This window comes from Polaromonas sp., from assembly GCF_030682935.1.
Classification (GTDB): domain Bacteria; phylum Pseudomonadota; class Gammaproteobacteria; order Burkholderiales; family Burkholderiaceae_C; genus Polaromonas.
In genome coordinates, this window is the sequence record NZ_JAUXNA010000310.1 from 16,918 (window position 1) to 42,439 (window position 25,522).

The following is a 25,522-nucleotide window of genomic DNA, read 5'->3' on the forward strand; positions in this document are numbered from 1 at the left end:
GAAGGTGGCAACCGGGCGGATGAGCATCGAAGCGGTGGCAGAGGGCACTGACCTGCCCTGATTTAGAAAGCGAAGCGGGTTAATTGAAAGCTTCGCTGCCTACATCTACAGAAATCCGGACTGCATCATGACGCCAGAACTCGCGATCACAATCAAGAATTCGTCCATTTTGATCGTAGTTGACGCGAATGATCATTAACAGCGGACTGCCTTCTGCCAAATTAAGATGGTGTGCCACGCTGGCATCCGCAGCTGTCGGATAAATATCAAAAGTAGCGCGCCCACATTGGATGCCATATTGTTTTTGATATATCAATGTCAGCGACTCTGTCAAATCCATTTTCAAGATATCCGGAAAAATAACCGGATTGAGGTGGTGTTCGACAAACACGGTAGCGCGTCCATCGACATAACGCAGACGGCGTATGCGGTGCAACTTACTCAACGGAAGAAGCTTCATCTTCCGGCACAACTCAGGGCTCGCCAATTCGGTACTCGTCGAGATAACCTGGGTAACCGCCTTGCGCCCCTGGCTTTCAACCATCTGATGAAAAAGCGATTTTGTAATGAGGTTGTACTCCAATCGAGGTGGCGTAACAAACCAGCCACGTCTGCTTTCCCGGTAGATTGATCCTTCCATTGCCATTCTCTGCAGTGCTTCCCTGAGCGTGATGCGCGTCGTGGCAAACAAGCTGCTGAGCTCTCGCTCGGAGGGAAGTTTCGAGCCGGTCGCCAGGGTGCCACTGATGATTTGAGCTAACAGTGCTTGATAAATGGTGACAACTTGAGTGGCAGATTTTTTTGTCACGGTATGGGTCATGAGAAGTGGCTCCGCTTGTTTGAGCAACTTGCTCCGATTCTTAAGTGGACTGTGGGCGGCTGGCAGAAGGTGCGCAGTTTTGTCCCTGGCGGCGAGCTTCGCTTGCGGCGAACCACCCCACGCGGCTGGCGACTCGGGGCGCACCAGGGTTTTCATTTTATGCAGCCGCCGTTTGTCCATCCAACCCGCGCATGCGCGCAGATGTCGATGAGACGCGATCATGGATTGCCACGCTGCGTTCACCGTGACGAGGAGTCTGTCACGCGTTACGGAAAATTCAACAATTTTCCGTACAAATTTTCGACTCCACTTTTCACCGGCCAAGAAGCGGCGCAATGGAATGTCACACCAATGTCATTTTGGAAAGGTATCTTCAAGCCTCTCTCTTAATCTGGTCTAGACCAAACAGGAAAATTATGAATAAATTACTGATGACGAGTTTGCTTGCAGGTGTTTTGTCGACAGCGGTTTCTGGCGCATATGCGCAGCCGGATCTAAGCAGTCTCATCACAGCGGCAAAAAAAGAAGGCGTTGTTAACAGTCTGGGCATGCCCGATGACTGGGCGAACTGGAAAGATACCTGGGCTCAGATGAAGAGCAAATATGGAATCTCTCATCAGGACACGGACATGAGTTCGGCGCAGGAAATCGCCAAGTTCGATGCCGAGAAAACCAACGCCTCTGGCGATATCGGTGACGTGGGCCACTCCTTTGGCCCGATTGCAGTGGCCAAGGGTGTGACAGTGCCGTACAAGCCAACGACATGGAATGATGTTCCTGCCTGGGCCAAGGACGCCGATGGTCACTGGATGCTGGCTTACACCGGAACGATGTCTTTCATCAGCAACAACAAGCTGGTGAAAAACCCACCAAAGAACTGGAAAGATTTATTGGCGGGTACGTACAAAGTCACGGTGGGTGAGGTCGGTGTTGCTTCGCAGGCCAACAGTGCGGTACTGGCCGCAGCGATCGCAGGCGGTGGTGACGAGAAGAACCTGGCCCCTGCATTCAAGTTGTTTGCAGAACTGGCCAAGCAAGGACGCCTTTCGCTGGCTAATCCGAGCATTGCAAATCTTGAAAAAGGCGAAGTTGAAGTGGGTCTTTTGTGGGATTTCAATTCCCTTAGCTATCGCAACAAGCTGGACGCTACCAATTTCACGGTTGCCATTCCTCAGGACGGCTCTGTGATCGCTGGCTACACCACGATCATCAACAAATATGCCAAGAACCCCAACGCAGCCAAGCTGGCACGTGAATACATCTTCAGCGATGAAGGCCAGATCAATCTGGCTCGCGGCAATGCTCGCCCTATTCGCACGTCTGTCGTCATGCCTAAAGACGTCAAAGCCAAGATGCTGCCTGAAGCGCAATACCAGAACGCCAAGCCCATCAAGGATTTTGCGGCATGGGAAGTAACCACCAAGGCCTTGCCCCGCCAATGGCAAGAGCAAGTCATAGTTTACAACAAGTAAGCATGACGTGAATAACAAGGTTATCCTGGTTCTTATTGATGGCCTTGCCTGGCAGGTAGCCCATGACTGCATGGGCTACCTGCAAGGACTGCGTGAGGCTGGTCGCGCAAGTCTTTACCGTATGGATTGCGAGTTGCCGGCGCTGTCGCGTCCCCTCTATGAATGCGTCCTGACCGGCGTTCGCCCCGTCGACAGCGGCGTGGTGCACAACGACGTAACAAGACTTTCAACAGAGGAAAGCATTTTTCACCTGGCGCGCAAGGCGGGCGCAACAACCGCTGCGGCGGCTTATCACTGGATCAGTGAACTCTACAACCGCTCGCCCTATGACGCGGTCCGGGACCGCTTCACCGATGATGAAAGCCTGCCGATTCAACATGGTGTTTTTTACCACGCTGACAGCTATCCCGATGACCATCTTTTCATTGATGGTGAAATCTTGCGGCGTCGGCATGACCCTGACTTTTTGTTGATCCATCCGATGAACACGGACGATGCAGGACATCGCCATGGTTTGGAAAGTTCTCAATACCGCAATGCGGCGCGGCGCGCTGATAATTTTCTATCGGCTCATCTGCCGACTTGGATTGAGCAGGGCTACCAAGTCCTTGTGACCAGTGACCATGGCATGAACAAAGATCACACCCACCGTGGGGTGTTGCCGGAAGAGCGTCAGGTGCCGTTGTTTATCTTTGGCAAACACTTCAGTCACGACCCCGGAGCAGCGCCTCGCCAGCTCGAGTTGTGCGGCGTCATTGCTGAACTGCTTGGCGTTTCTCATGAAAAAATCTGGAATAAGAAACTCTTAGCTGCATGACGCCCTCTTCAAGCCGGTCCGCCGCCCCTTCTGCACTTGTTGCGGCGAGAAAGCCACTCATGCGCCATTGGCGCGCTGCGCTATTGTTGTTGCCCCTGCTGCTGATGTTGTCCATGTTTTCGTTCGCCCCGGCATTTTGGGTATTGATCAACAGCGTCAAAGTCGAGGGCTTGTGGTCACTCGCAAACTTTATTGAAGTATTGGGCTCGTCGTTTTACCGGCAAGCTTTTGCAAACAGCCTGTGGATTTCGGTAGGCTCAAGTTTCATTGGCCTGCTGATTGCCTTGGTCAGTGCAGCCTCCATCAAACGTGTTGACGGCACCTTGCGCGACGTGACTGTCGCGTTCACCAACATGGCGAGCAATCTAAGTGGCGTGCCTCTTGCCTTCGCTTTCATCATCATCATGGGTGCCAATGGTGCCGTAACCTTGTTGCTGCGCGAATGGGGGGTGATCGATAGTTTCAATATCTATTCGCGCGCTGGCCTGACCCTGATCTACACCTACTTTCAGGTGCCGCTGGCAGTGCTTTTGCTATATCCTGCCTTTGACGCTCTGGATGATGACTGGCAGGAGTCGGCCGCCTTACTGGGTGCATCCAGACTGCGCTACTGGCGCCTGATTGCATTGCCCGTCATCGCACCGGCGGTGCTGGGCACCTACATTTTGTTGTTTGCCAATGCCATGGGCGCTTACGCAAGCGCCTACGCGCTGATGACCGCCAACTACAACCTGGTGACCATCCGCATTTCCAGTCTGGTGGCAGGCGATATCTTTCTGGAACCCAACCTGGCGGCCGCGCTTTCGGTGATCCTGGTTGCCATGCTGGTGATCCTGGTGACGGTCAACCAGTTGCTGCTCAAGAGAACCTACCATGCGCGCTAGTCTTTATCACCGATGCGTTGTTGGCGCCCTGATTGCCCTGCTGAGCGTGCCAATTCTCGCCACGCTGCTGTACTCGTTTTCCCGTCACTGGGGCGCCACCATCCTGCCTGACGGACTTACGCTCGATTGGTACATCAAGCTTTGGCAGGATTTCCGTTTCTTGACGGCGTTTGCGCATTCGCTGCTCATCGCGATCGCGACGCTGGTCTTCAGTACGCTGATTGTGGTGCCCGCCACATTTGTCGTTTTTTACTATTTCCCCAAGCTCGATCGCTGGATGAACATTTTTATTCTGATTCAGTTTGCCGTGCCGCCGGTGGTTTCATCGGTGGGTTTGCTGCAAATTTATGCCGATGGCCCGGTCCCCATCATTGGTACGCCGTGGGTTCTGATCGGTTGCTACTTCACGATTGTTCTTCCCTTCATGTACCGGGCACTGGTCAATGGCCTGCAGGGGCTGAACGTGCGCGATCTGATGGACGCGGCCCACCTCCTGGGCGCCAGTACGCCCGTCGCATTTCTCCGCGTGATTCTGCCCAACATCCGCAAGGGCTTGATGGCTTCGCTGTTTTTGTCGTTTTCTTTTTTGCTGGGTGAGTTCGTATTTGCCAACATGCTGGTGGGTAACCGGTATGAAACGCTGAATGTGTACCTTTATTCCATGCGTCAAACCAGCGGGCACCTTACGAGCGCGATCGTGATGAGCTACTTTATGTTTACGCTGGGTGTGACCTGGATCGCCACCCGCCTCAGCCGATAGGACGATTTCATGAGCTACCTAACAGTTTCCAATTTATCAAAGTACTTCGGCAAAACAAGGGTGTTTGAGGACATTCATTTCGAGATCGAGGAAGGCGAGCTGGTCACACTGCTGGGACCCAGCGGATGCGGGAAATCCACCTTGCTTCGCTGCATTGCTGGCCTGACGGAGCCGGACAGCGGCCAGATCAGCGTGTCGGGCAATGACATTACCCGCGTTGTCCCGCAAAAGCGCGGCATCGGCATGGTGTTTCAAAATTACGCCTTGTTTCCCAATTTAACCGTGACGGGAAATATTGCTTTTGGCTTGAAAACGCAAAGCGTGCAGGCGGCTGAAATCGAACAGCGGGTGATGGAAGTCATCGCGCTGGTTGAGCTGCAGGGGCATGAAAACAAGTTTGTGCATCAGCTGTCCGGCGGTCAGCGCCAGCGTGTTGCTTTGGCCCGTGCGCTGGTAGTGCGGCCACGAATTTTGTTGCTGGATGAGCCCTTGTCAGCACTCGACGCGCGCATTCGCAAGAACCTCCGAGAGGAAATCCGACGCATTCAGTCGCAACTAAAACTGACCACCATCTTTGTGACCCACGATCAGGAAGAGGCACTCGTCCTGTCCGACCGTATCTTTGTGATGGATGAAGGGCGCATCGTTCAAGCCGGGTCGGCAGAAACGATATACACCCGCCCGGCAAACGAATTCGTGGCCCGATTCATGGGCAACTTCAACCTGCTGAGCCCTCTGCAGGTTCACAAATTGCTGGGGCTTCAGGTACAGGGGAAAATGGCAATCCGGCCTGAGTCGATTCATGTGGCCGAGGCAGGGCGAACCTATGAAAACCATCTAAGCGCCCCGTGCCGTGCCGTCGTGCGGCACCATCAGTTGCTCGGCAACGTCATTCGCTACCACGTCGATGCGCAAGGCTGCCACCTGATGGTCGATACGCTCAACCGGAGTTCTGACTTGCTATTGCAACAGGGCGCCCAGATTGACCTGCTGTTCAACAGCCAGGAATTGCAGGAAGTCGCCTGATGACGCTGGCCATTTTTGACCTGGACGACACATTGATCGACGGCGACAGCGCGAGCCTGTGGCTGGGTTATATGGTGCAGCAGGGATGGGCTGATGGCGACATGCTGCACACCGAGCAGCAGATGATGCGGACTTATCACCTTGGCGATTTGTCCATGCTGGACTACATGAATTTTTGGCTTAAACCTCTTTGCGGAATAGCCGTTGCCGAGATAGCCCAACGGGCAGACGCTTTCGTGAGCGCCCTGATTCCGCCTCGGGTGTTTCCGGCGGCGCGGCGTCAAATGGATTGGCATCTCCAGCAGGGGCATCAGCTCCTGATCATTTCGGCCACCGCTGATTTCATTGTCCGGCGTGTCGCGTCCATGCTGGGTGTGGACGATGTCATCGCCATTGAACTGGAAGAGAAGGACGGCTGTTACACCGGTTCCACGCAGGGAGTTCTGAGCTTTCATGCAGGCAAGGTGCAGCGCTTGCAGGTGTGGATGGACAGCCATGGGAGCAGTTTACAGGGCAGCTATGGTTATAGCGACTCAGTGAATGATTTGCCGCTGCTTCGCGCAGTCGAGCATGCGAGTGTCGTCAATCCTTCCTCCTCGCTTGAGCAGATATCAGACCAGCATCAATGGCCCCAGTGTCACTGGCAGCTGGATTGCCTGGTCTAAAAAAGCGGCCGCACCATATCCCGGAACATCATCAGTACCGCCATGCCCATGACCGCCGCACCGCCCCAGCCAAACCAGGTGGTCTTGAAGCCCGAAGTGAAACTGCCCATCACCGACTTTTTGCTGGCCAGCAGCATCAGGCCGACCATGATGGGCACGGCCACCACGCCGTTGATCACGGCGCTCCAGTAGAGCGCTTTCATCGGGTCAATGGCGGTGAAGTCCAGCCCGGTGCCCACCACGGTGGCGATGGTGATGATGGCGTAAAAGCGCTTGGCTTCATACCAGTGCCGCTCCAGGCCCTCGGGCCAGCCGAAGGCTTCAGCGACCGCATAAGCCGCTGACGACGCCAGCACCGGCACGGCCAGCAGGCCGGTGGCGATAATGCCGCCGGCAAACAGGGCAAAGGCAAATTCACCGGCCAGCGGGCGCAGCGCCTGCGCAGCTTGCGCGGCCGAGGTCACGTCACGAATGCCGGCCGCATACAAGACGACGGCCCCCAGCACCATGATGAAAAAGGCGATGGCATTGGAGAAAAACATGCCGATGCAGGTGTCCCGCTTGACGCGCCGCAAGTCGTGGCGTATGTCCGCTTCGGTGCCTCGTCCCGCACCTTTGAGCCGCAGCTCTTCCACTTCCTGCGAGGCCTGCCAGAAAAACAGATAAGGCGAAATCGTGGTGCCCAGCAGCGCCACCATCATCATCCAGTAGCCGGAGGTCCATTGCAGCTTGGGAATCACCAGGTCATACAGCACCTGGCCCCAGGGAACCTGCACCAGAAACACGGCAATGACATAGGAAAACAAAAACAGCGTCAGCCACTTCAAAATGGGCGCAAGCTTGCGGTAGGGCACAAACACCTGGAGCAGCACCGTGACCACGCCAAACGCCACCGAATGGAAATGCTCACCGCCGCCCACCACCAATTGCAGCGCCTCGCCCATGGCGGAAATATCGGCAGCGATATTGATGGTGTTGGCAACCACCAGCAGCGCCACCATGGCCATCAAAAACCACTTCGGTGTGTGTTGGCGCAAGTTGGCCGCCACGCCCTTGCCTGTGACGCGGCCTATCCTGGCGCTGACCAACTGAATGGCAATCATGAAGGGCAACGACAAAAATACTGTCCAGACCAGCCCGGTGCCAAACTGCGCGCCGGCCTGGGTGTAGGTGGCAATGCCGGACGGGTCGTCGTCGGCGGCGCCGGTGACCACGCCCGGGCCGACATGGCGAAGAAAGGACGGCAGACGTTCAAACATGGCCGGGAGCCTACCACAGCGCGGTGACGACACCCTTGCCGTTTCTCTCAACAAAAAAGGCCACAAGCCCAATATTTACGGACACAAGCAGCTACAAAATAAATAGCAAATCAAGGTCATTATCCGTGATGCCGATCACCCTGCTGATCAAGGCCGCAGCGCACGGCCTTTAGCGCGCCAACTTGTCGCTGGGTGACCCGCGTAATGGCCCGGTGGTGCTGGGCTCGGTGGTGGACATGAACGCCGTGCACCGCTGCAATGCGCTGGTGGACGACGCCCTGGCGCAGGGCGCGAAGCCGCTGTGCGGCGGCAAGTCGGGCAACACACTGATGGCCGCCACGCTGATTGACCATGTCACCCCGTCGATGAAGATTTACAGCGAGGAGTCCTTCGGCCCGGTCAAAGGCATCGTGCGCGTGAACGGCGTGGAAGAAGCCATTGCCTGCGCCAATGACAATGACAATGAATATGGCCTCTCCAGCGCCGTGTTTGGCCGCGACATTGCCCGCGTCCTGCAGGTGGCCGGCCGCATCCAGTCCGGCATGACCCAATCCTTTCGGTGCATGTCCCTTACCGGGGCGGGGGGCGCGGCGCCCGCGATGCAGGACTTGCTGGGCGGGCAGGTGGACTTCATGTTTGACCCGGGCATTCGCCTGAACCACGTGCGCGCGGACAAGCTCAAGCTGCTGGCCGTGGGCAGCCCCAAGCGCTCGCCGCTATTTCCTGACGTTCCGACGCTCAGCGAAATCGGCCTCAAGGCCGGCCAGCGGCCGCGCACCCCGCATTACAGGATCAGGATCGCCCTGAAATCATTGACGTTGGTGTAGGTCGGCCCGCTGATCACCAGGTCGCCCAGCCGTTCAAAGTAGCCATAGGCATCGTTGCGGTCCAGGTAGTGGTCCAGCTTCATGCCGGCGGCCAGCGCCCGCTGCAGCGTGTCCGGCGCCACAAAAGCGCCGGCATTGTCTTCCACGCCGTCAATGCCGTCGGTGTCGGCCGCCAGCGCATACACGCCGGGCTGGCCCTGCAGGCCAAGGGCCAGCCCCATGCAGAACTCGCCGGCGCGGCCACCACGGCCCTTCGGTGTACCGGGCGCCTGCTTGCGGATGGTCACCGTCGTTTCGCCACCGCTCAAAATTACGCAGGGCTTTTGAAACGGCTGGCCCTTGCGCGCCACGGCGCGTGCCAGCGCGGCGTGGACCTTGCCAACTTCCCGCGACTCGCCTTCCATTTCATCGCTCAGGATGTAAGCCGTCAAACCTGCCGCCCGGGCGGCTTCGGCCGCGGCTTCCAGGCTCTGCTGAGGCGTGGCCATCATATGGACTTCATGGCCGTCAAACAGCGGATCGCCGGGCTTGGGCGTTTCAAGCGCGCCCTGCGCCAGCAGGCGCATGACGGCGCCTGGCACCTCGATGCCGTAGCGCTGGAGAATGGCGACTGCGTCGGCGCAACTGCTGGCGTCCGGCACGGTCGGGCCGCTGGCGATGATGGACGGATCATCACCCGGCACATCGCTGATGCTGAGCGTGACCACACGCGCCGGCGCGCAGGCCGCGGCCAGGCGTCCGCCCTTGATGCGCGAGAGGTGCTTGCGCACGCAGTTCATCTCGGTGATGTTGGCGCCGCTGCCCAGCAGCGCCTTGTTGATGCTCTGCTTGTCTTCCAGGCTCAGGCCCTCGGCCGGCAAGGTCAGCAGAGACGAGCCGCCGCCCGAGATCAGGCACAGCACCAGGTCATTGGCACTCAAACCCTGCACCATGGCCAGAATGCGCTGCGCCGCCGCCAGCCCCGCTTCATCGGGCACCGGATGCGACGCTTCAACGACTTCAATGCGCGCCAGCACGCCCTCGGGCCGGGGCGGCACATGGTGGTAACGCGTCACGACCAGGCCTTCGAGCGGTGCGTCAGCCGGCCAGAGCGCTTCGACCGCCTGCGCCATGGCGCCGCCCGCCTTGCCCGCGCCAATGACAATGGTTCTGCCCTTGGGCGGCTGGGGCAGGCAAGCTGCGGTGTTGTGCAACGGCAGGGCACGCGCAACGGCGGCCTGGTAGAGATGCTCGAGAAATGCGCGGGGATCGGTGGCGGGTTGGGGTGTAGTCATTTAATGTCTCCACGCAGGATTGTGCCGTGGTAACCGGTCCGTAACTCCGCGTTCAGCTAGCTCGCCAGGTTCGTCATCTCGCGATAAAGGTCGGCCTTGCCCTCAAAGCCGATACCCGGCAACTCCGGCAGGGTCACAAAACCGTTCTCGACCTTCACGCCATCGGGAAAGCCGCCATACGGCTGGAACAGATCGGGGTAACTTTCGTTGCCGCCCAGCCCCAGGCCCGCGGCAATCGCCAGGGACATCTGGTGGCCACCGTGCGGAATGCAGCGCGCTGGCGACCAGCCGTGTTCCTTGAGCATGTCCAGGGTGCGCAGGTATTCGACCAGGCCGTAGCTGAGCGCGCAGTCGAACTGCAGCCAGTCGCGGTCGGGCCGCATGCCGCCGTAGCGAATCAGGTTGCGCGCATCCTGCATCGAGAAGAGATTTTCTCCGGTCGCCATCGGTTTGTCGTAGTGGTTGGCCAGCTCGGCCTGCAAGGAAAAGTCCAGCGGGTCACCGGCTTCTTCGTACCAGAACAGGTCATACGGAGACAGCGCTTTGGCGTAGGCGATGGCGGTTTGCAGGTCGAACCGGCCATTGGCATCGACCGCCAGCTTCTGGCCCGGCCCCAGAAGCCGGAGCACGGCCTCGATGCGTTGGCAGTCCTCGGCCAGCGAGGCGCCGCCGATTTTTTTCTTGACCACCGAGTAGCCACGGTCCAGATAACCCCGCATCTCGCGCTCCAGCCCCTCGACCCCCTGCCCCGGCCAGTAATAGCCGCCCGCGGCATAGACAAACACCTTGCGGTTCGCCGTGCCGTTGCCATAACGGTCGGCCAGCAGTTGATAGAGCGGCACGCCTTCTATCTTGGCCACCGCGTCCCACACCGCCATGTCGATGGTGCCGACCGCCACCGAACGTTCCCCGTGGCCACCCGGCTTTTCGTTGCTCATCATCGCCGCCCAGATCCTGTGCGGATCGAGGTTGTCGCCACTGTCGTCGAGCAGGCTCTCCGGCGGCGCCTCCAGGATGCGCGGTGCGAAGCGTTCGCGAATCAGCCCGCCCTGGCCGTAACGGCCATTGGAATTAAAGCCATAACCAATGACCGGCTTGCCGTCCCTGATCACATCCGTGACGACCGCCACCAGGCTCAGGGTCATCTTCGAGAAGTCGATGTAGGCGTTGCGGATGTTGGACTGGATGGGTCGCGTGGACTCGCGGATGTCGATGATCTTCACTCAGGGCTCACAATCAAAAAAATACCTGCCAACGCGGGCAGGTCAAGGATAAACGCCTTGCGCAGCGCGACCGGCTACTTCTTGCCCAGCCCCAGCCGCTGCGCGCCCTCGGTGTACAGGCGGGTTTTCTCCTTCATGAACGCGTCCATCTGGTCAACGCCGACGTTGATGAGCTCGAAGCCGCTCTTGGCCGCCAGCTCCTTCATTTCGGGATCATTGTTCAGCGCGGCCCACATGTCTGAAATTTTCTTGCGTGTCTCGGGCGGCGTGCCCTTGGGCACACCGATGCCGCGGTAGGCACCGTCCACCCAGTCCACGCCAAGCTCCTTGAAGGTGGGCACGTCGGGCATCAGCGGGTGGCGTTTTTCCATCGCCACGGCCAGGGGGCGGATGCGGGTCTTGTTGTTGATGGCAAACGCGGTGTAGGTCATCGCGCCATCGACCTGCGCGCCCATGACGGAGCTGGCCATGTCGCCCGTGCCCTTGAACGGCACATAGATGGTCTTGACGCCGAAGGCCGCGTTGAAGCGCTCATGCGCCGCATGGTTGGCCGAGTTCTGGCCGGAGCCGCCCAGGCTCAGCTTGCCGGGCTCGGCCTTGGCGGCCTTGATGAAGTCGGCAAAGTTCTTGATCGGGCTCTGTTCGGGCACGACCAGGATGTCGGGCGTGTAGTGGAACCAGAACACCGGCGTGATGTCCTGCGTCTTGTACTGCACCAGGCCCTCGATCGGCTGGAACACGATGTGCGGCAGGTTGATGCCCACCACGTTGAGCCCGTCGCCGGGCAGGCTGTTCATCTGCGACCACATCAGCGCGCCGCCGGCGCCGGCCTTGTACTGGATGATGGTTTCGATCGCCGCGCATTTTTTCTTCAGCACCATCTGCTGGTGGCGCGCCGACAAATCCGACTCGCCGCCCGGCGGAAAGGCCTGCCAGTATGAGAGGTTCTTGTCAGGGCAGGCCTGCGCCATGACGGCGGGCGCTGCAACCAGGCAAACAATGCCCATCCATTTTCTGATGTCAACTTTCATGCTGCTGTCTCCTTTTTTGATGGCTGATGGTGAAACGCGCTTCAGGCCGCGCGCGCCTGCTGCATGCCGCCCTGGGCAAGCAGCGAGCAGACGGCGGCGGTAACCTGTGCGGTGGTGGCGCTGCCGCCCAGGTCGCGGGTGTGCAGGGCCGGGTTGGCGGTGACGGCCTCGATGGCCTGCATCAGCTGCCGCGCCGCCACGTTTTCACCGAGGTGCTCGAGCAGCATGACGCAGCTCCAGAAGGTGCCGACCGGGTTGGCCAGGACCTGGCCCATGATGTCGAAGGCCGAGCCGTGGATGGGCTCGAACATCGAGGGGTAGCGGCGCTCGGGGTCGATGTTGCCGGTGGGCGCAATGCCCAGGCTGCCGGCCAGCGCGGCAGCCAGGTCGCTCAGAATGTCGGCATGCAGGTTGGTGGCCACGATGGTGTCCAGCGAGGCCGGGCGATTGACCATGCGCGCGGTGCAGGCGTCCACCAATTCCTTGTCCCACGTCACGTCGGGGAATTCCTTGCTGATCTGCAGCGCAATCTCGTCCCACATCACCATGGCGTGGCGCTGGGCGTTGGACTTGGTGACCACGGTCAGCAGCTTGCGCGGGCGCGACTGCGCGAGCTTGAAGGCGTAACGCATGATGCGCTCGACGCCGGCGCGCGTCATCATCGACACATCGGTGGCCACCTCGATCGGATGCCCCTGGTGGGCGCGGCCGCCGACACCGGAATATTCGCCTTCGGAGTTCTCGCGCACGATGACCCAGTCCAGGTCCTGCGTCCGGCAGCGCTTGAGCGGCGCATCAATGCCGGGCAGGATGCGGGTGGGCCGTACATTGGCGTACTGGTCGAAGCCCTGGCAGATCTTCAGGCGCAGGCCCCACAAGGTGATGTGATCCGGAATGTGCGGGTCACCCGCCGAACCGAACAGGATGGCGTCCATGTCCCGCAGCGCGTCCAGGCCGTCGTCGGGCATCATCACGCCGTGCGCGCGGAACCAGTCGCCGCCCCAGCCGAAGGAGGTGAAGGCAAAGCCGAAATTTTTCTGGGTGGCCGCCAGGGCTTCGAGCACCTGCTGGCCGGCCGGGACCACTTCCTTGCCAATGCCGTCGCCCGGGATGCAGGCAATCTTGTAAACCTTCATGCGATGTCCTTGTAATCATTGACCAATGGAGATGGACTCTACCGATTGCAGGATTCAACAGAACGCCGTAAAGTTATCGCATTGTTTACTTTGAGTTAATAATGACCACGCCTGCCTCTGCCCCTTCCGAGATGGCTTTTTTCAGCCTGCTGGCGCGCTGCGGCAGCTTCTCGGCCACGGCGCGCGAGCTCGACGTGACAACGCCGGCCATCAGCAAGCGGCTGGCCCAGATGGAAGCAAGGCTGGGCGTGCAGTTGCTCAACCGGACCACACGGCGCGCCAGCCTCACACCCGAAGGCGAAACCTACCTTGCGCATGCGCGGCGCATCCTGGCCGAGATCGACGACATGGAACAGCTGGTGTCCAGCGCGGTGGCGGCGCCCAAGGGCTTGCTGCGCGTCAACGCGACGCTGGGTTTTGGCCGCAGCCACATCGCACCTCTGATATCGGGCTTCGTCAAACTGCACCCGGACATGCAGGTCCAGCTCCAGCTCACGGTCAACCCGCCGCCCGTCAGCGACGATGCCTTCGATGTGTGCGTCCGCTTCGGCGAACCCCCCGAAGCACGCGTGATCGCCCGCAAGCTGGCCCCGAACCGGCGCCTGCTGTGTGCCGCACCCGCTTACCTGGCCCGGCAGGGAACGCCCAGAACGCCACACGACCTGGCGCAGCACAACTGTATCGGCATACGCCAGGGCGACGAGGCCTATGGCATCTGGCGCCTGAGTTCAGGCAAACGGACGGAGACCGTGAAGGTGCGCGGCAACCTGAGCACCAGCGACGGCGAGATCGCCGTCAACTGGGCGCTCGCGGGGCACGGCATCGTGATGCGGGCCGAATGGGACGTCGCGCGTTATCTGCGCAGCGGCCGGCTGCGCCAGGTGCTGGAGAACTACCAGACCCCGCCGGCCGACATCCACGCGGTCTACCCGCAGCGGCACCAGGTGTCGGCACGCGTGCGGGCTTTTGTGGACTACCTGGCCGGCCACTTTGAAAAATCATCGACACGCGCGGCCGGCATGGTGGCCGACTGGTAGCAGCACCAGGCTTGCGATCACGGGGTGCTGGCGCCCGCCAGGAACCACTGCCCCACCAGCGCGCGCTCGGCTTCGGTGATGCCGGTGGCATTGTTCATCGGCATGAGCCGGGTCAGCACCACCTGCTGGTAGACGGCCTGCGCATGCAGCGACAGGGCGCCTGGGGAATCGAGCCGCACGTTTTTCATCTGCACCTGCGCGCCGTGGCACTGGTAGCAGCGCTGGGCCAGCACCGGCTGCACGGATTGATAGTCTATTTGGCCTGTAGCCCTTGCAGAACGGGCATTATCAGCTATTAAATCAGTAGCATCCGGCTTCATCCAGACGATCACGCCAATGATCACCGCCATCCCCACCAGCGCATAGGCCAGCGGATGGCGGTTGCGGCCCAGCTTGTAGCCGTGGCGCAGCACAAAAAACTGCCGGATGGCCGCCCCGGCCAGCATCATCAAGGTCAGCACCAGCCAGTTTTGCGGATGGCTCCAGGTAAAGCTGTAATGGTTGCTCAGCATGGCAAACAGCACGGGCAGCGTGAAGTAGGTGTTGTGCACGCTGCGCTGCTTGCCGCGCTGGCCGTGCACCGGGTCCACCGGCTGACCGGCCTTGATCGCGGCGACCACCTTGCGCTGCCCCGGGATGATCCAGAAAAACACATTGGCGCTCATCGCCGTGGCCATCATGGCGCCCACGAGCAGGAAGGCGGAGCTCCCGGCAAACCAGTGGCAGGCCAGATACGAGGCGGCGCACACCAGCAGCGCCACCAAGCCGCCCACGATCGCGTCACCGTTTTTACGCGGACCAAACACGCGGCAAATGCCGTCGTACAACAGCCAAAAGACGACAAAGAACGCCAGCGCAGTGGCCACAGCGGCCGTGGGCGACCAGTTCATCAGGGACTTGTCGATCAGGTAAGCGCTGGCGTTCCAGAGATAAGACACGGTAAACAGCGCAAAGCCAGACAGCCAGGTGCTGTAGCTTTCCCAGTAAAACCAATGCAGGTGTTCAGGGAGCCCGGGCGGCTTGACCGCGAACTTGACCGGGTGGTAGAAACCGCCGCCATGGACGGCCCAGAGTTCGCCGCTGACGCCCTGCTTTTTAAGGTCCTCATCCACCGGCGGCGTCAGGCTGGAGTCCAGAAAAACAAAGTAAAACGAGGAACCCACCCAGGCGATGGCGGTGATGACGTGAACCCAGCGCAGCAGCAGGTTGGCCCAGTCGAGAAGGTAGCTTTCCATAATTCCCCGCGTATTCAGCGTACGCAGCGCGCGGCGCCGCTGGGTGCAAACCTGCTCACCACTGCGGGCGCTGTAAGCAGAAAAAAGAGGCCGCGAACAAAAGAAACTGCACTGGGTGGGGGTTTCCCGGCTCCGCTGCGGCCTGACGTTGCGAGTTTATAGGGTTTGCAGCAGCTGCGCCGCCACGGCAACGGCAATCACTTCGGGCTCCTTGCCGGCGATGCCGGGCACGCCAATCGGGCAAGTGACGTGCGCCAGCTCAGCGGGCGTGAAGCCTCTGGCTTGCAGCCGATGGCCAAACACGGCCCATTTGGTCTTGCTGCCAATCAGGCCGACGTAGGGCAAGTCGGCTTGCGCGCGCTGACGCTTCAAACAGGCCGCCACCACGTCCAGGTCTTCGGCGTGGCTAAAGCTCATGATCAGCACCCGCGACTGCGGCGCCAGACCCGGCACGGCGGCCTGCACCGGCTCGGAATGCTCGCACATGACGCTCGGCGCCACGGCAGGAAACACGCCGTCGCGGCTGTCAATCCAGGTGAGCCTGAACGGCAACGGCGCCAGCACCTGCACCAGCGCCTGGCCCACATGGCCGCCACCGAACAGCGCCACCGGTGTCAGCCCGCCTGCCAGGCGCGGCAACAGCGCAGGTACATCGCGGGCGCTGACCGGCTCAAAACGCAGATGCACCACGCCGCCGCAGCACTGGCCGAGGGCCGGGCCCAGCGCAAAGCGCAGCGTGGCCTCACCGCCCTGCCCGCCGGCCTGCTGCAACTGCGCGCGGGCCGTGGCAATGGCCTGGTATTCCAGATGGCCGCCGCCAATGGTGCCCACCAGCGCGTCGGAAAAAACAGCCATCCAGGTGCCCGCCTCGCGCGGAACCGAACCCCGGGTGGAGGCCACCTGCACCAGCACGGCCGGCTGGCCAACCAGGCGGGTCAAAAATATTTCGGTGTGGTGGCTCGTGTTGCTGGAAACCATGGGCGACCTGTTGGCAGAATGAGGCGAGAAAATAATGGGCAAAATAGCCAGACCGGCGTTTCACCGCCACCTTAGCACCAAGACAGCCCCCGCCAGACCCCCGAGAGACATCCTATGCCCGACACCAAACCCCGCCGCTTCTGGCTGCTGACCCTGATGAGCGCCGCGGCCGCTGCCGTGGTGAGCGCCTGCAAAACCGCACCCAAACCCCAGATCCAGCCACCCGAAGCGGGCGCGGTGACCGGGCCTGTCGTCGGCCCCAAAGGCTCGGCCCGAAGTTCGGGTGCGACCTCGCCGCGCGCCTACCGCGAAGACGGCGCCACCCATCTTTATGGGCTCAACGCCGCGCGCATCTACAAAGGCAGAATGCCTCCCCTGCTGTACGCCATTGGCGTGCTCAACGTGGAGATAGACCGGGTCGGCCGCGTGACCCGGCTGGACTGGATGCGGGCGCCTCGCCATGCACCTGAAGTCATCGCGGAAATTGAGCGCACCGTTCGGCAGGCCTCGCCGTTCCCGGCTCCCACCCGGCTCGGCAAGGTGGTTTACACCGACACCTGGCTGTGGCACAAAAGCGGCCAGTTCCAGCTCGATACGCTGACCGAAGGGCAAGACTGAAGGCCTTCCCGACTACTCAATTTTCAGGTTTTGCAGTTTCACGACCTTGCGCCAGGCGCGGTAATCGGACTCAATGAACTGCCCGAGTTGCGCGGGCGACCCGGGGACGGCGTCCACGGCATCGGCCTTGAAACGCAACATCACCTCCGGCAACGCCACGACCTTGTTGATGGCCGCATTGAGGCTGTCGATGATGGCGGCGGGCGTGCCCGCAGGAGCCATCAGCGCGAAATAGTTCACCACATCAATGCCTGAAAAACCGGCCTCCAGCATGCTGGGCACGCCGGGCAATGCACTGGAGCGCCTGGCGCTCGTCACGGCCAGCGGCTTGACGCTGCCATTTTTGATGAACGGCAACAAAGCCGGAATGGTGCCTGTGACCAGCTCGATTTGCCCGCCGATCATGTCCATGGTGGCGGGCGCCACGCCGCGGTAGGGAATGTGCGTAATGAAGGTGCCGGTGCGCGCCTTCAGGAGTTCCAGCACCAGGTGATTGACCCCGCCGGCACCCGCCGAGCCGTAATTAAGCACGCCAGGCTTTTGCCGGGCCAGCGCGACGAGCTCCTTCATGGTGCTGACCGGCAGTTTGGTGTTGGCGGCCCAAACCAGCGGCCCGGTGGCGATCAGGCCCACGGGGGCGAACTGCTGCAACGGGTCGTAGTTGGCGCTCGGCAGGGAGGCGGCAACCGTCGTGAAGGGCGAAGCCACCAGCAGCAGCGTGTAACCGTCCGCCGGCGCCTGAGCGACGTACTGCGTGCCAATCGCACCCGAAGCACCGGCGCGGTTATCCACCACAAAGCTGGCGTTCATGACATCGCCCAGCTTTTGCGCCATCAGGCGCGCCATCGCGTCGGTGCCGGCGCCAGGCGCAAAAGGCACGACGATCCTGACGGCCCGATCAGGGTAGGCGGCTGTAGCAGCTTGCGCCAGCGCGGCGGCCGGCCGCATCAGGCTGGCGGCTGCGCCGGCCGACAACAACAAGGCGTGACGGCGGCTCAGCGTGCCGGGTGACTTGACATTCATGGGAAAAGCGATCGAGGTTGATATATTTCTATTTTTGCCCCACGCCCATGACGCCTTCATGACAGGGAGGCCAGCCGGACGCGGCTCAACTGCCCCGGTAGGTCGAATAACTCCAGGGGCTGACCAGCAGCGGCACATGGTAATGCTGGCGGGTGTCGGCCACGCCAAAGTCCAGCGTCACCTGGTTCAGAAAAGGGGGCTCGGGCAGCGCCACACCCCTGGCCTTGAAGTAGCCCGCCACGTCGAACACCAGCCGGTAAGTGCCGGGCCGCAAGCTGGCACTGTCATACAGCAGCCCGTCGGGGTTGCGGCCGTCGGGGTTGAGGGCAAAGCTGTTGACCAGCACGGCCTCGTCACCTCGCGTGGTGTAAAGCTTCACCTGCATGCCGCCCGCGGGCGTGCCGTGCATGGTGTCCAGTACATGTGTGCTCAAGCCCATGGCATTCCTTGAAAGTTGACCGCTGCTACAAATAGCCAGCGTTCAAAAGTGTATACAGTTTTGGATTTTTGGCTATGATGGCCCGATGGAATCCTCCACCACCCACGCGATTGTCGAAGCGCTGACCAAAGCCATTGTGGAGCACCGGCTGCATCCGGGCAGCAAGCTGCCCGAGCAAAAACTGGCCGACCATTTCGGCGTATCCCGCACCCTGGTGCGGCAGGCGCTGTTTCAGCTCTCGCAAAACCGCCTGATCCGCCTGGAGCCTGCGCGCGGCGCTTTTGTGGCGTCGCCCTCGGCCCTGGAGGCCCAACAGGTGTTTGCCGTTCGGCGCATGCTGGAAGCTGAGATGACCCGCGCCTTTGTGCGCGATGTAACGCCCGCCAGGATCAAGGCCCTGAAGGACCACATCGCGCAGGAAAAATCCGCCGTCAAGCAGGGCGACGTGCCCGGGCGCACCCGGGCGCTCGGTGATTTTCATGTACGCATGGCCGAGCTCATGGGCAATAAAGTCCTGGCGCAAGTGCTGGGCGAACTGATTTCGCGCTGCGCCCTCATTACCCTGATGTACCAGAGCGCCAGCGCCGCCGAACATTCCCATGACGAGCATGCCGGCATCGTCAAGGCCCTGGCCGCCAAAGATGAAGCGCTCGCCGTGCAGCTGATGAACGCGCATTTGCTGCAGGTTGAGCAAAGCCTCACCCTGGACCGCAAGCTTCCCCCCGACGACATTTCGATGGCATTGCCATGAACATGGCCCCCTATCCGCGCGACCTGATCGGCTATGGCCGCCACCCGCCCCATGCGCAGTGGCCAGGCCAGGCGCGCATCGCCGTGCAGTTTGTCCTGAACTACGAAGAAGGCAGCGAAAACGCGGTGCTCCACGGGGACGCCGGGTCCGAGCAGTTCCTGTCGGAAATGTTCAACCCGCCCAGCTTTGCCGACCGGCACCTGAGCATGGAAAGCATTTACGAATACGGTGCGCGCGCGGGCGTGTGGCGCATCCTGCGCGAATTCGAAAAACGCCAGTTGCCGCTCACCGTGTTTGGCGTCGGCATGGCCTTGCAACGTGCGCCCGATGTGACGGCCGCCTTTGTCGAACTGGGCCACGAAATCGCCTGCCACGGCTGGCGCTGGATCAATTACCAGAACGTGAGTGAGGACGTCGAGCGCACGCACATGCGCCTGGGCCTGGACGCGATTGAGCAGCTCACCGGCACGCGCCCGCTGGGCTGGTACACCGGCCGCGACAGCCCGCGCACCCGCCGCCTGGTGGCGGACGATGGCCAGCTGGCCTACGACAGCGACTATTACGGAGACGACCTGCCGTTCTGGACGCCGGTGGCCCGCACCGATGGCACGGTGGTGCCGCGCCTGGTGCTGCCCTACGCCATGGACACCAACGACATGCGCTTTTCACTGCCGCAGGGCTTTGCGCAGGCCGAAGATTTTTTTGTTTATCTGCGCGACAGTTTTGACACGCTTTACGCCGAAGGCGACCCGAACGGGCTGAACGCCCCCAAGATGCTCAGCATTGGCATGCATTGCCGCTTGCTGGGCCGCCCCGGCCGCATCGTGGCGCTGCAGCGCTTTCTGGACCATGTGCAACAGCACACGCAGGTCTGGGTCTGCCGCCGCATCGACATTGCGCGGCACTGGCAACGCACCCATCCCTGTCAGGACCCGCAAGAAAGTTAAGGCATGGCCCTCACGCTTGAACACATCAATACCGCGCCGCGCGCAGAGGCGCTGCAGCTGCTGGATGGTCTTTACGAACACGCACCCTGGGTAGCCGACAAGGCGCTCGATGCGCGCCCCTTCCAGTCACTGGCGCAGCTGAAGCAGGTGATGGCGCGCGTGCTGCAGGGTGCCGGTCCGGAGGCGCAACTTCGCCTCATACGCGCCCACCCGGAACTGGCCGGCAAGGCCATGGTCAGCCCAAGCCTGACGCTGCAGTCCCGGCAGGAGCAGGACAAGGCGGGCCTGACCGACTGCACGCCCGAGGAGTTCGCAACCCTGCAGCAACTCAACACCGACTACAACGCCAAATTCGGCTTTCCCTTTATTCTGGCGGTGCGCGGGCCGCGCGGCACCGGGCTGCGCAAGCAGCAGATCATCGCCACCTTTGCGCGCCGCCTGCAGCACCAGCCGGACTTTGAACAGCAGGAATGCCTGCGCAACATTCACCGCGTGGTGGAGTTGCGGCTCAATGACAAGTTTGCGCTGGAACCCACTTTGGGCAACGCGGTCTGGGACTGGCAGGAGCAGCTGGCGCAGTACAGCGACCCTGGCTATCTTGATCAAGGCCAGCTCACGGTGACCTACCTCACCGATGCGCATCGGGCCTGCGCGCAGTTCATTGCCAGCACGATGCGGGAAAGCGGCTTTGACGACGTGACGATAGACGCCGTCGGCAACGTGGTGGGTGTTTACCGGGCGGCCAGCCCCGGTGCCCCCACGCTGCTGACCGGCAGCCACTACGACACCGTGCGCAACGGCGGCAAGTACGACGGCCGCCTCGGTATTTTTGTGCCGCTGGCCTGCGTGCGTGAATTGCACCGCCAGGGCAGGCGACTGCCCTTCAACGTGGAAGTAATTGGTTTTGCAGAGGAAGAAGGCCAGCGCTACACAGCGACCTTCCTCGGCTCGGGCGCGCTGACCGGCGACTTCAAGCCCGAATGGCTGGAGCAAAAAGACGCTGACGGCATCACGATGCGCGAAGCCATGCAGCACGCCGGGCTCAACATTGACGGCATCGTCATGCTCAAGCGCAACTCCGCGAACTACCTGGGCTTTGTCGAGGTTCACATCGAGCAGGGCCCGGTGCTCAACGAACTGGACCTTCCGCTGGGCATCGTCACCTCCATCAACGGCAGCGTGCGCTATCTGTGCGAGGTCACCGGCGTGGCCAGCCACGCCGGCACCACGCCCATGAACCGCCGCCGCGACGCCGCCACCGCCGTGGCCGAACTGGCGCTGTATGTGGAACAGCGCGCTGGTCAGGATACCGACTCGGTCGGAACCGTGGGCCTGCTGCAGGTGCCGAACGGCTCGATCAACGTGGTGCCGGGGCGCTGCGTTTTTTCACTCGACCTGCGCGCGCCGCTCGATGCGCAGCGCGACGCGCTGGCCCGCGATGTGCTGGCGCAACTCAATGCCATTTGCGGGCGCCGCGGTGTGCACTGCACGCAGGAGCTGACCGAACGCGCCGCCGCCGCCCCCAGCGCGCCCACATGGCAGCAGCGCTGGGAGCGCGCGGTCGAGGCGCTGGGCCTGCCGCTGCACCGCATGCCGAGCGGCGCGGGGCACGACGCGATGAAACTGCACAAAATCATGCCGCAGGCCATGCTGTTTGTGCGCGGCGAAAACTCCGGCATCAGCCACAACCCGCTGGAGAGCACCACCAGCGACGACATGCAACTCGCCATTTTGGCCTTCCAGCAGTTGCTGAACCAGCTTGCCCTTGAGACCGCATGACCGACTACGACAAGCTCGACGCCTGGATCAACGCCCACTTCGACGAGGAAGTGCGCTTTCTGCAAGAACTGATACGCGTGCCCACCGACACGCCGCCCGGCAACAACGCACCACATGCCGAGCGAACCGCCGAACTGCTCCAGGCCTTTGGCTTCGAGGCTGAAAAGTACCCGGTGCCGGCCGCCGACGTGCAGGCCTATGGACTCGAATCGATCACCAACCTGATCGTGCGCCGCCGCTACGGTGAAGGAAAAACCATCGCCCTCAACGCCCACGGCGATGTCGTGCCGCCCGGTGAAGGCTGGATCCACGACCCCTATGGCGGCGAGATTGAGGACGGCAAAATTTTTGGCCGCGCCTCTGCCGTCAGCAAGTGCGACTTTGCCAGCTTCACCTTTGCCGTGCGCGCCCTCGAGTCACTGGGCGCACCGCTGCACGGCAATGTCGAGCTTCATTTCACCTACGACGAAGAATTTGGCGGCGAACTGGGCCCGGGCTGGCTGCTCAAGCAAGGCCTGAGCAGCCCCGACCTGATGATTGCCGCCGGCTTCAGCTACGAGGTGGTGACGGCCCACAATGGCTGCCTGCAAATGGAAGTCACGGTGCACGGAAAAATGGCCCATGCGGCCATTCCCGACACCGGCGTCGACGCGCTGCAGGGCGCGGTGCAGATACTGAACGCGCTGTATGCGCAAAATGCGCTTTACCGGCAAATCACCTCCCGCGTTCCGGGCATACAGCATCCCTACCTCAACGTCGGCTGCATTGAGGGCGGCACCAACACCAACGTGGTGCCCGGCAAAGTCACGTTCAAGCTCGACCGCCGCATGATCCCGGAAGAAAACCCGGCGGACGTCGAAACCACGCTGCGCCAGGTGATGGCCGATGCCGCCGCTGCTTGCCCGGGCATCCGCATCGACATCAAACGGTTGCTGCTGGCGCGCTCGATGCAGCCGCTGCCAGGCAACCGGCCGTTGGTGGAAGCCCTGCAGAAACACGGCGAAGTCCTTTTTGGCCAGAAGATTCCCGCGATGGGCACGCCGCTGTACACCGATGTACGGCTTTACGCCGAGGCCGGCATTCCGGGCGTGATCTACGGCGCCGGGCCGCGCACCGTGCTGGAATCGCATGCCAAGCGGGCTGACGAACGGCTGGAACTCGAAGACCTGCGCCGCGCCACCCAGGTCATTGCGAGAACACTCAAGGATTTGCTGTCTTGACGAGCAGGTTCATACCTTGGGCAGGGTTTCCCACCAGCGCACGCCCAGCCGTCCCTGCAGGTAGGCGATGAAAGCCAGCACCTTGCCCGATACCAGTTTCGGAGAAGGGAACACGGCGTGTATCTCCTGCTCGGGCAATGTATGGTTCTTGAGCACCTCCACCACTTGCCCCGAAGCCAACGAATCGCTGGCCACATAGCGCGGCATTGCCGCAATACCGAGACCATTGCGCGCTGCGGCCAGCACTGCCGACAGGTTATTCGAACGCAGGCGTCCGGTCACGGGCACCGTCACCATCGCGCCCTTGGGCGTGGCCAGACGCCAGACATCATCGCCCAGCACGCTGCTGTACACCAGCGCAGGATGATTGCCCAGGTCAGCGGCCACACGGGGGATACCGTGCTCGTGCAGGTATTTGGCAGAAGCCGTGAGCAACCAGGGGTTGACACCGAGGAAACGGGCCCCCAGGGAGGAATCGGAGAGCTTGCCCATGCGGATGGCCACATCAACACCCTGCGCCACCAGATCGGTGTAGCGGTCCTCGAAACTCAAATCCATCTGCACCAGAGGATGCTGCTGCATGAAGTCCAGCGCCAGTGGCACCACAACACGTCGGCCAAATGCGACCGAAGTGCTCACACGCAGCAGACCCTGCGCCTGGGTTTGACCCGCGCGAGCAATGTTATCGGCCTCATCGGCCTCGCGCACGATGATCTTGCACTTCTCGTAGTACAGGGCGCCTGATTCGGTGAGGCTCACACCGCGGGTGTTGCGGTTGAGTAGCCGCACCTTGAGCCGTTCCTCAGTCGCCGCCACCATCTTGGTGACCGTGGGCTGCGTGGTGGCGAACTCGCGCGCGGCGCGCGAGAAGCTGCCACTTTCCACAACCCTGACAAATACATGCATCGCCTGGAGTCGGTCCATCGGGAATCTCTTTCCTATTTATTCCATCAAGGAATAGATGTTATGGGCTGGCGCCTCCTTCCGCAAGTGGGAGGCGATATTTACAGTCGGTTGATCGTGCAAATCAACTCAAGGAGAACTGGCCATGTCCAAAATGAAAGCGATCGAAGCCGCAGTCCTGGTAATGGAAAAAGAAGGCGTGAGCCAGGTGTTCGGCGTTCCTGGCGCCGCCATCAATCCGCTCTATGCCGCACTGCGCAAGCAAGGCACGATCAGCCATATCCTCGCGCGCCACGTCGAAGGGGCCTCGCACATGGCCGAGGGCTACACCCGCGCCATGGCGGGCAACATCGGCGTGTGCATCGGCACCTCGGGGCCGGCGGGTACCGACATGATCACCGGCCTTTATTCCGCAATTGCCGACTCCATACCCATCCTGTGCATCACTGGACAGGCACCGCGCGCGCGGCTGTACAAGGAGGACTTCCAGGCAGTGGACATCGAAAGCATCTCCAAGCCGGTGACGAAGTGGTCAGTGACGGTGCGCGAGCCCGGCCTGGTGCCGCGCGCGTTCCAGCAGGCCTTTCACCTGATGCGCTCGGGCCGCCCCGGACCGGTGCTGATTGACCTGCCGTTTGACGTCCAGATGGCCGAGATCGAGTTTGACATCGACACCTACGAGCCGCTGCCGGCTTACAAACCGGCGGCCTCGCGAAAACAGATCGAAAAGGCGCTGGACATGCTGATGGCGTCCAGCAAGCCGCTGATCGTGGCCGGCGGCGGAATCATCAATGCCGATGCCTCGGACCTGCTTGTCGAGTTCGCCGAACTCACTGGCGTGCCGGTAATCCCCACGCTGATGGGCTGGGGAACCATCCCCGACGACCATCCACTGATGGCAGGTATGGTCGGCCTGCAAACCAGCCATCGCTACGGCAACGCCACGATGCTCGCCAGCGACTTCGTACTCGGCATCGGTAACCGCTGGGCTAACCGGCACACCGGCTCGCCTGAGGTCTACTGCAAGGGTCGCACCTTCGTCCACGTCGATATCGAACCAACCCAGATTGGCCGCGTGTTCACACCCGACCTCGGTATCGTCAGCGATGCCAAGGCCGCGCTTGAGCTGTTCGTTCAGGTGGCGCGCGAGCGCAAGGCAGCGCAGCAGCTCAAGGACTTTGGTGGCTGGGTCAGTCGTTGCACAGAGCGCAAAAAGCTGATGCACCGCAAGACCCACTACACCGAAACACCCATCAAGCCCTTGCGCGTGTACGAAGAGATGAACAAGGTTTTCCCGCGCGACACTATCTACGTTTCGGCGATTGGCCTTAGCCAGATCGCCGGCGCGCAGTTCCTGAACGTGTACGGCCCGCGCCAGTGGATCAACTGCGGCCAGGC

The 25,522-nt window shown here is 61.4% G+C and carries 26 protein-coding genes and 1 pseudogene; 16 read left to right on the top strand and 11 right to left on the bottom strand.

Going from position 1 to position 25,522, the window contains the following annotated elements:
* Positions 1-79 precede the first annotated feature (79 nt).
* Positions 80-820 (bottom strand): UTRA domain-containing protein, encoded by a 741-nt coding sequence (locus tag Q8K05_RS14230; RefSeq protein WP_305247292.1) that lies wholly within the window; start codon positions 818-820, stop codon positions 80-82.
* A 15-nt stretch (positions 821-835) separates the two neighbouring features.
* Here Q8K05_RS14230 and Q8K05_RS14235 point away from each other — a divergent pair, with 15 nt between their 5' ends.
* From Q8K05_RS14235 to Q8K05_RS14265, 7 genes are read left to right on the top strand one after another with little or no spacing between them, the layout of a single operon-like run.
* Positions 836-1,210, top strand: coding sequence for a hypothetical protein (locus Q8K05_RS14235; protein WP_305247293.1), 375 nt, complete (start codon positions 836-838; stop codon positions 1,208-1,210).
* 26 nt (positions 1,211-1,236) lie between these two features.
* Positions 1,237-2,292: an ABC transporter substrate-binding protein gene (locus Q8K05_RS14240; RefSeq protein WP_305247294.1), complete on the top strand. Its 1,056-nt coding sequence runs from the start codon at positions 1,237-1,239 to the stop codon at positions 2,290-2,292.
* Positions 2,293-2,299: 7 nt separating this feature from the next.
* Positions 2,300-3,109, top strand: a complete 810-nt coding sequence (locus Q8K05_RS14245) for an alkaline phosphatase family protein (RefSeq protein ID WP_305247295.1) — start codon at positions 2,300-2,302, stop codon at positions 3,107-3,109.
* A gap of 59 nt (positions 3,110-3,168) precedes the next feature.
* Entirely contained in the window at positions 3,169-3,993 is an 825-nt protein-coding gene (locus Q8K05_RS14250; protein ID WP_305247296.1) for an ABC transporter permease subunit, read from the top strand.
* Positions 3,983-4,753: an ABC transporter permease gene (locus Q8K05_RS14255; protein WP_305247297.1), complete on the top strand. Its 771-nt coding sequence runs from the start codon at positions 3,983-3,985 to the stop codon at positions 4,751-4,753. The genes Q8K05_RS14250 and Q8K05_RS14255 overlap by 11 nt, the downstream gene beginning before the upstream one ends.
* Positions 4,754-4,762: 9 nt before the next feature.
* Entirely contained in the window at positions 4,763-5,779 is a 1,017-nt protein-coding gene (locus Q8K05_RS14260; RefSeq protein WP_305247298.1) for an ABC transporter ATP-binding protein, read from the top strand.
* A complete protein-coding gene (locus tag Q8K05_RS14265) occupies positions 5,779-6,444 on the top strand; it encodes an HAD family phosphatase (RefSeq protein WP_305247299.1) in 666 nt (221 codons plus the stop codon). The genes Q8K05_RS14260 and Q8K05_RS14265 overlap by 1 nt, the downstream gene beginning before the upstream one ends.
* On the opposite strand, the gene Q8K05_RS14270 is transcribed toward Q8K05_RS14265, so the two are convergent.
* Positions 6,441-7,703, bottom strand: a complete 1,263-nt coding sequence (locus Q8K05_RS14270; RefSeq protein ID WP_305247300.1) for an Nramp family divalent metal transporter — start codon at positions 7,701-7,703, stop codon at positions 6,441-6,443. The genes Q8K05_RS14265 and Q8K05_RS14270 overlap by 4 nt on opposite strands.
* Positions 7,704-7,879: 176 nt before the next feature.
* Between Q8K05_RS14270 and Q8K05_RS14275 the strand changes: the two are divergent.
* Positions 7,880-8,248 (top strand): annotated as a pseudogene (locus Q8K05_RS14275) (aldehyde dehydrogenase family protein); the annotation flags it as partial.
* An 18-nt stretch (positions 8,249-8,266) separates the two neighbouring features.
* Positions 8,267-8,530 carry a tripartite tricarboxylate transporter substrate-binding protein gene (locus Q8K05_RS14280; protein ID WP_305247317.1) on the top strand — a complete coding sequence of 88 codons (264 nt, stop codon included), beginning with the start codon at positions 8,267-8,269 and terminating at the stop codon, positions 8,528-8,530.
* Here Q8K05_RS14280 and Q8K05_RS14285 read toward each other — a convergent pair.
* The 4 genes from Q8K05_RS14285 to Q8K05_RS14300 form a co-directional block, all read right to left on the bottom strand.
* Entirely contained in the window at positions 8,488-9,804 is a 1,317-nt protein-coding gene (locus Q8K05_RS14285) for a glycerate kinase (protein ID WP_305247301.1), read from the bottom strand. The genes Q8K05_RS14280 and Q8K05_RS14285 overlap by 43 nt on opposite strands.
* 56 nt (positions 9,805-9,860) lie before the next feature.
* Positions 9,861-11,027 (bottom strand): mandelate racemase/muconate lactonizing enzyme family protein, encoded by a 1,167-nt coding sequence (locus Q8K05_RS14290; protein ID WP_305247302.1) that lies wholly within the window; start codon positions 11,025-11,027, stop codon positions 9,861-9,863.
* A 74-nt stretch (positions 11,028-11,101) separates the two neighbouring features.
* Entirely contained in the window at positions 11,102-12,058 is a 957-nt protein-coding gene (locus Q8K05_RS14295) for a tripartite tricarboxylate transporter substrate binding protein (protein ID WP_305247303.1), read from the bottom strand.
* Between the two features lie 41 nt (positions 12,059-12,099).
* Positions 12,100-13,194 (bottom strand): tartrate dehydrogenase, encoded by a 1,095-nt coding sequence (locus tag Q8K05_RS14300; RefSeq protein ID WP_305247304.1) that lies wholly within the window; start codon positions 13,192-13,194, stop codon positions 12,100-12,102.
* A 101-nt stretch (positions 13,195-13,295) separates the two neighbouring features.
* Between Q8K05_RS14300 and Q8K05_RS14305 the strand changes: the two genes are divergently transcribed.
* Complete coding sequence (locus Q8K05_RS14305) at positions 13,296-14,231, top strand: LysR family transcriptional regulator (protein ID WP_305247305.1); 936 nt, start codon at positions 13,296-13,298, stop codon at positions 14,229-14,231.
* Between the two features lie 17 nt (positions 14,232-14,248).
* On the opposite strand, the gene Q8K05_RS14310 is transcribed toward Q8K05_RS14305, so the two are convergent.
* Both Q8K05_RS14310 and xdhC read right to left on the bottom strand, forming a co-directional pair.
* The gene (locus tag Q8K05_RS14310) at positions 14,249-15,466 is read right to left on the bottom strand and encodes a urate hydroxylase PuuD (protein ID WP_305247306.1); all 1,218 of its coding nucleotides are present in this window, start codon (positions 15,464-15,466) and stop codon (positions 14,249-14,251) included.
* Between the two features lie 156 nt (positions 15,467-15,622).
* Positions 15,623-16,444, bottom strand: a complete 822-nt coding sequence (gene xdhC, locus Q8K05_RS14315) for a xanthine dehydrogenase accessory protein XdhC (RefSeq protein ID WP_305247307.1) — start codon at positions 16,442-16,444, stop codon at positions 15,623-15,625.
* 114 nt (positions 16,445-16,558) lie between these two features.
* On the opposite strand from xdhC, the gene Q8K05_RS14320 reads away from it, so the two are divergent.
* Positions 16,559-17,062, top strand: coding sequence for a hypothetical protein (locus Q8K05_RS14320; protein ID WP_305247308.1), 504 nt, complete (start codon positions 16,559-16,561; stop codon positions 17,060-17,062).
* A gap of 12 nt (positions 17,063-17,074) precedes the next feature.
* Here the strand turns inward: Q8K05_RS14320 and Q8K05_RS14325 are convergent, their stop codons facing one another.
* Together Q8K05_RS14325 and uraH are read right to left on the bottom strand one after the other, a co-directional pair.
* Positions 17,075-18,085, bottom strand: coding sequence for a tripartite tricarboxylate transporter substrate binding protein (locus tag Q8K05_RS14325; protein WP_305247309.1), 1,011 nt, complete (start codon positions 18,083-18,085; stop codon positions 17,075-17,077).
* 85 nt (positions 18,086-18,170) lie between these two features.
* Positions 18,171-18,524: a hydroxyisourate hydrolase gene (gene uraH / locus Q8K05_RS14330; protein ID WP_305247310.1), complete on the bottom strand. Its 354-nt coding sequence runs from the start codon at positions 18,522-18,524 to the stop codon at positions 18,171-18,173.
* Between the two features lie 85 nt (positions 18,525-18,609).
* Between uraH and Q8K05_RS14335 the strand changes: the two genes are divergently transcribed.
* From Q8K05_RS14335 to Q8K05_RS14350, 4 genes are read left to right on the top strand one after another with little or no spacing between them, the layout of a single operon-like run.
* Positions 18,610-19,275, top strand: coding sequence for a GntR family transcriptional regulator (locus tag Q8K05_RS14335; protein WP_305247311.1), 666 nt, complete (start codon positions 18,610-18,612; stop codon positions 19,273-19,275).
* Positions 19,272-20,222 carry an allantoinase PuuE gene (gene puuE, locus Q8K05_RS14340; RefSeq protein ID WP_305247312.1) on the top strand — a complete coding sequence of 317 codons (951 nt, stop codon included), beginning with the start codon at positions 19,272-19,274 and terminating at the stop codon, positions 20,220-20,222. Before Q8K05_RS14335 ends, puuE begins: the two co-directional genes overlap by 4 nt.
* A 3-nt stretch (positions 20,223-20,225) precedes the next feature.
* Positions 20,226-22,001 carry a 2-oxo-4-hydroxy-4-carboxy-5-ureidoimidazoline decarboxylase gene (gene uraD, locus Q8K05_RS14345; protein ID WP_305247313.1) on the top strand — a complete coding sequence of 592 codons (1,776 nt, stop codon included), beginning with the start codon at positions 20,226-20,228 and terminating at the stop codon, positions 21,999-22,001.
* On the top strand, positions 21,998-23,221 hold the full coding sequence (locus Q8K05_RS14350) for an ArgE/DapE family deacylase (RefSeq protein ID WP_305247314.1): 1,224 nt from the start codon (positions 21,998-22,000) through the stop codon (positions 23,219-23,221). The genes uraD and Q8K05_RS14350 overlap by 4 nt, the downstream gene beginning before the upstream one ends.
* 9 nt (positions 23,222-23,230) lie before the next feature.
* Here the strand turns inward: Q8K05_RS14350 and Q8K05_RS14355 are convergent, their stop codons facing one another.
* The gene (locus Q8K05_RS14355) at positions 23,231-24,145 is read right to left on the bottom strand and encodes a LysR family transcriptional regulator (protein ID WP_305247315.1); all 915 of its coding nucleotides are present in this window, start codon (positions 24,143-24,145) and stop codon (positions 23,231-23,233) included.
* Positions 24,146-24,269: 124 nt separating this feature from the next.
* Between Q8K05_RS14355 and gcl the strand changes: the two genes are divergently transcribed.
* The coding region (gene gcl, locus Q8K05_RS14360) for a glyoxylate carboligase (protein ID WP_305247316.1) at positions 24,270-25,522 on the top strand (1,253 nt) is incomplete at its 3' end.